The organism is Microvirga sp. P4_G7, assembly GCF_056401005.1.
In genome coordinates, this window is record NZ_JBFUKD010000241.1 from 1 (window position 1) to 5,006 (window position 5,006).

The following is a 5,006-nucleotide window of genomic DNA, read 5'->3' on the forward strand; positions in this document are numbered from 1 at the left end:
GAACGAGACTACCGACATCACCTTCGATGTGAACGTAGGAACTCCGATCGGCCTGATGCGGAAAATACCCCTCGGTCACGCGGCGTCCGCCGCGCTCCTTGGTAACCAGGCGGGCCATGGACGACGGAATCAGAAAACGTCGGATGATACTCATATGACTCGCACTCCCGCATCTCAATCAATCCCGCTTAACTAGGCCCGAGATGCCTGAAGGTAAACTGGGGAATTGCAGCAGGAAGAAAAGACCCGTGAGTCGTCGGGAGTATTTTTGAAACGAAGTTGTGTACCGATTTGACCTCTGCGCACGCGCGTTTGGATCCCACACGCCAACGTTTGCGCGCAAAACAAGGCGCCATGCGTCAAGATACAACGTTTCGTCATGGACACCTGATCGTCGCTCTCTGGCGAGACCGAATCGCCGAGTGAGGGCTGCGACTTGCACCCCTGCCCTCCACCGAACATCAGGATACGATCGAGGCGACGCGGTCGAGATTTCGAGCGCACCTAGGGATTTCGATAGGCGATTGCGATGACAGGCGCGCCGCCCCGCCGCACGCGGAAGCGGCGCGTTAATCATCCGATCAGATAATGAAGAAATCCGTGGATTTCAGAGCGACCTTGTTCTTCACGACGGCAAACTGAACCTGCGCCACCCCGCCGGCACCATCCTTGTCGTAAAAGAGCGCACCGGTTTTCTTGTTGTAGATGATCCGGTCATCGGCATCGTGCGCGGATGATCCCTGCCAGAACATCTTCGGATCCAGTTTCCCGGGCTTCGTCAACGTTCCCACCTTCTTCAGCTTCGTGAAGATCTTGTTCTCGAGATAGAAGCTATCGTCCGCTACCTTGAAATCCGTCAGCTTGTCGACGTTGGTCCGCTTATTGAGAGCGGTGTCGAAAACCACGATGTCACGCCCCGTCCCGCACGAGATGAGATCGTTGCCCGCGCCACCATAGATCGTGTCGTGGCCGGGCCCGCCATCGAGCGTGTCGTTCCCGTCGCCGCCGCGAATGAGATCGTTGTCGTCGCCGCCGAAAAGCGCGTCGTTACCGCCGAGGCCGTCCAGCGTGTCGTTGCCGCCAAGGCCGCTGAGGGTGTTGGCAAATTCATTTCCAGTCAGCCGATCTGGACCGGCCGTCCCGGATACGCTCACTGCGGCGCCGGAAACGATGACGTTTTCGATATTGGCGAAATTGGCCAAGGATACACTCGCCGACACGATCACCGTGTCGTTGCCCGATGCGTCGACGATCACATCGCCGACGTTGTCGACATAATACGTGTCGTTGCCGGCACCGCCGGTCATCGTGTCCGCACCGAYGCCACCATTGATGATGTTGTTGGCGTCATTGCCGATGAGCGTGTTGTTCAGAGCATTTCCGGTGAGAGCGATCGCCCGCGCATCGCTCGCGATGAGTTTCTCGACGAAGCCCGCCAGTGCGAAACTGACGCTCGCATAGACAGTGTCGACACCATCGGCCACGGCATTCTCGATAACCTGGTCGCTCGCGTTGTCGACATTGTAGACGTCGTCGCCTGCGCCGCCGGTCATCGCGTCCGCGCCGGCTCCACCCTCGATCAGGTTGGCCGATGCATCTCCCACGAGCACGTCCGCGTGGCCCGAACCGCGCAAGTTCTCGAAGTTTGCATAGGTATCGCCGGCGGCTTCACCACCCGTTCCACCCGCGGTCAAACTCGCCGTCACGCCGCCTTCCGCGAATTGGAACGACAGAAGGTCTACGCCCTCGCCGCCATCGAGAACATCCGCGCCTTGACCGCCGCTGATGATGTCGTTCCCGCCATTGCCGCTGATATGGTCGACATAGTCCGATCCGACATAGATGTCATCCTTCGACGTTCCAACAACCGTGACGCCCGCCGTGCGTGCGTCGACGATCGCTGTGGTCGCGGCGCCCGAGCTGTTGGTGGGATCGTACCAGGTAATTGCGAGGCGCCCGTCTGCCATTTCGGAGATCGAGGGCGTGTTGTGCCCACCGTTGTTGGCGGCGGCGGACGCTGTGTTGACCAGAAGTGGCCCCCTGACATTGCCATTGGCATCGACGACCTTGATGAAGAGATCGCCGAGATCGGGTCCATCGGCCGCGAAGTATGCGACCGCATAGCCGCCGCCGCGCAGGGCGGTGATGTCCGCGGTCGGCTCGTTGGCATCCTGCTTGGCGCCACCGATGCTGATCGTCGCGGAGGCCGTGTTTCCATTCACGTCGAAGGTGTAGGTGTCGGTGCCTGCGGCGCCCTTTTCCGCGACGACGATGAAGCGCGGTTGGTCACCCGCCAATCCAACGATGTCTGCTTTCGTCGCGGTGATGGGGGTGCCCACGGTGGTGGCATTGGCGCCGTCCACGACGCTGAACTTGAACTTCGTCGGATCGTCGACGCTTCGGTAGGTCAGAGCATATTTGTTGCTCCCGAGATAAGCGACCGCCGGTTCAGTTCCCGAATCGATGGCGATAACCGTCGGATTCTGACCGTTGGCATCGTACGTCACGAGCTTGACGCTGTTGACGTCGTTGACCTTTTCAACATACGCCACTGCCCAGCCGCCGGATTGTCCGCTGGTCATCTTCGCGCCATGCAGAAGCGTGGCACTGCTTGCGACCGAGATGATCGGACCATCGGCCGCGCCGCTGGCGTTGAATTTCTGCGTGAGAAGCGTCTTGGTCCCACTGGATTCCTGGCTCCAGGTGATCGCGAAAGCGCCATCGGCCCCGATGGTCAGGACGTCTGGACGTGTGGCCCCCACGATGCCTGCTGCACCCGTGTCGACCGGACCGCCGACTTTGAGACCGAGGCCGTCGTAGCGCTGAAAGTAGATCTTGCCGTTCTCCGCCCACGTGCCGACATAGCCACCGGTGGCAAGCATGGAAACGGAGCCGCCGACGGCGCCCGCACCATTGCCCATGCGCAGAACGCTCTCCGGGCTCCAAATCTTGAAGGTCATTCTTATCTCCTAACGCGGGAAATCACGTTGCTGACAATGATTGTTTGACGAGCACTCCTTCGGAGCTCGTCGAATGGACGCCGTGCGCAGCAAAGGCGAAAGAACGACGGCCCGTCGGAACGGCAAGTACCTAAGTTCCAAGTGCTTGAGTCGCGCGTGCCTGAGTTCCATGTGCCTGTGTCGCACGTAACGTCATTCGGTCTATATTTGTGAACGCCGGCTCACAACTCCCCGTACGGGGAGGTGAATACTGATCCGTGAACGTTTTCTGCGCTCATGTGCAGCAACGCACCAACAGGAAAAGGCGAACGCATCGCGGGCGATCCGCGAAATAATGCTCGCCGTCATCATCATCCGTAACTTCGACATGACCAGCGGTTTCGACTTGGTCATCGTCATCACTGTCATCGTGATCGACAACGACATCGCCGTCGCCTTTGTGGGCTTCGACATGCCCATCAGCGGCGGCATTGGCGGAAGCATGCTCCGTGACGTCCGCATCGAGCCACTCTGCGATCCGGCTAGGCGTTCGCGGACGTGAACTGCAGCACGTTCTTCCCGGTGCCAAACTTCTTCATCCTCTTCACGCGTCGACCAACCCGCGCTTTGGACCTGACAGCCCTTCACGACGCTCAGCATCAATGGTGGGTCTGCGGGATCGGGATCTCCCGCGCCTGGAGCGGGATTGCACATGACCGGGTAACCTCGCCGCGCGAAACCATAGGACGGAACGCATGGTCGTTCATTCGCAAGGCGCTATCGAGTTCATGAGGCATTGTCCGCGACTGTGTTTTCCGCGGCCCGCAAAGCAAGTGCCCGCAGGACGGTTCATGCCGACTCGACCTCGGCACGACGGAGCGATGACGGAAACCGCGGACGACAACCGTGATGGAATGGCCAGCTGCGATAGGCGACAACCTCGAGCTGCTACAGTGTCGATAGGACACGGCGTCGACAGAACGACAACCGCGATGGGACGGCCAGCCGCGTACGGAACGGCAGTGCCATTCCAGACAAGGATTCAGTGTCGCCCCTCCGCCCCCCCCCTGCAACGAGCAAAAAAAGACCCCGGCGGGCACCCGCCGGGGCTCTGAGCTCATTGATCCAGGTCGCTCAGATGAAGAAGAACTCTTTGTGCGTCATATTCTTCAGCGCCTTGTTGTTGGTGAAGGTCGCGATGGCCGTCATTCCCCCTGCGTCTGAGCCGTTCTTATCGTAGTAGAGAATGCGCTTCAGTGGATCGTAGACGAAGAAGTCGTTGGCGTCCTTCGCGTGATCGCCGAGGGTGAAGAAGTCGGCCTTCATCTTCACGTTCTTCAGCTCGGTCGCTTTTTTCACGTGCTTCCAGAGCGTCTTGTTCCCCTTGAACAGGTCGGCCTCGAACTTGATCTGGTCGTCCTTCATGCTGTACGTGACCACATTGTCCTTGTTCTTCGTCTTGTGGAACTTGGTGCTGAACACGAAGGTGTCGCGGCCCTTGTCGCCGGTCAAGGTATCGTTGCCGAGACCGCCCCAAAGGACGTCGTTGCCGAGACCGCCGCCGAGTTTATCCTTGCCGGCGCCGCCCTTGAAGATATCGTTGCCGGCCGTCCCCTTGGTGCTCTCAGGATTGACGTCGACGACGCCGAGGCTGAACACCTGGTTGACGACGCTGCCATGACCGTCCGAGACCTGGACCGTGATGTTGTGCGTCGGCGCCTGCTCGAAATCGAGCCGGAACCCATCCTTCACCACGATATCCTTGCCCTGTAGGGCGTAGCGTCCGAGAGCGTCGTCGACGAGCGCGTAGGACAAGGCGTCCCCATCCGCATCCGTCGCACTGAGCGTGCCGACCACCTTACCCGTTTCGTATTCCTTGGCCGTGGTGCCGGAGAGCGTGATGCTGCCGGGAGCCCGGTTGGGGATGGTGGTGTCGTCGTCAAGGATCGTCCCGTTGGCAACGGCCGTGCCGATCGTCGCGTTCTGGGCGTTTGACAGGGTGACGGCAAACCCTTCATTGGCTTCGCTGCCCGTGTCTCCCAGGACATTGACGGTAATGGTCCTGGT

The 5,006-nt window shown here is 59.9% G+C and carries 3 protein-coding genes; 1 reads left to right on the plus strand and 2 read right to left on the minus strand.

Annotated elements, in window-relative coordinates:
* Nucleotides 1–581: 581 nt before the first annotated feature.
* A complete protein-coding gene (locus AC1DT3_RS11805) occupies nt 582–2,960 on the minus strand; it encodes a hypothetical protein (RefSeq protein ID WP_477465445.1) in 2,379 nt (792 codons plus the stop codon).
* 334 nt (nt 2,961–3,294) lie between these two features.
* Here AC1DT3_RS11805 and AC1DT3_RS11810 point away from each other — a divergent pair, with 334 nt between their 5' ends.
* Nucleotides 3,295–3,501, plus strand: coding sequence for a hypothetical protein (locus tag AC1DT3_RS11810; protein ID WP_477465446.1), 207 nt, complete (start codon nt 3,295–3,297; stop codon nt 3,499–3,501).
* 572 nt (nt 3,502–4,073) lie between these two features.
* Here AC1DT3_RS11810 and AC1DT3_RS11815 read toward each other — a convergent pair.
* Nucleotides 4,074–5,006 (minus strand): cadherin repeat domain-containing protein (locus tag AC1DT3_RS11815; RefSeq protein WP_477465447.1); only part of this gene is annotated, 933 nt, incomplete at its 5' end.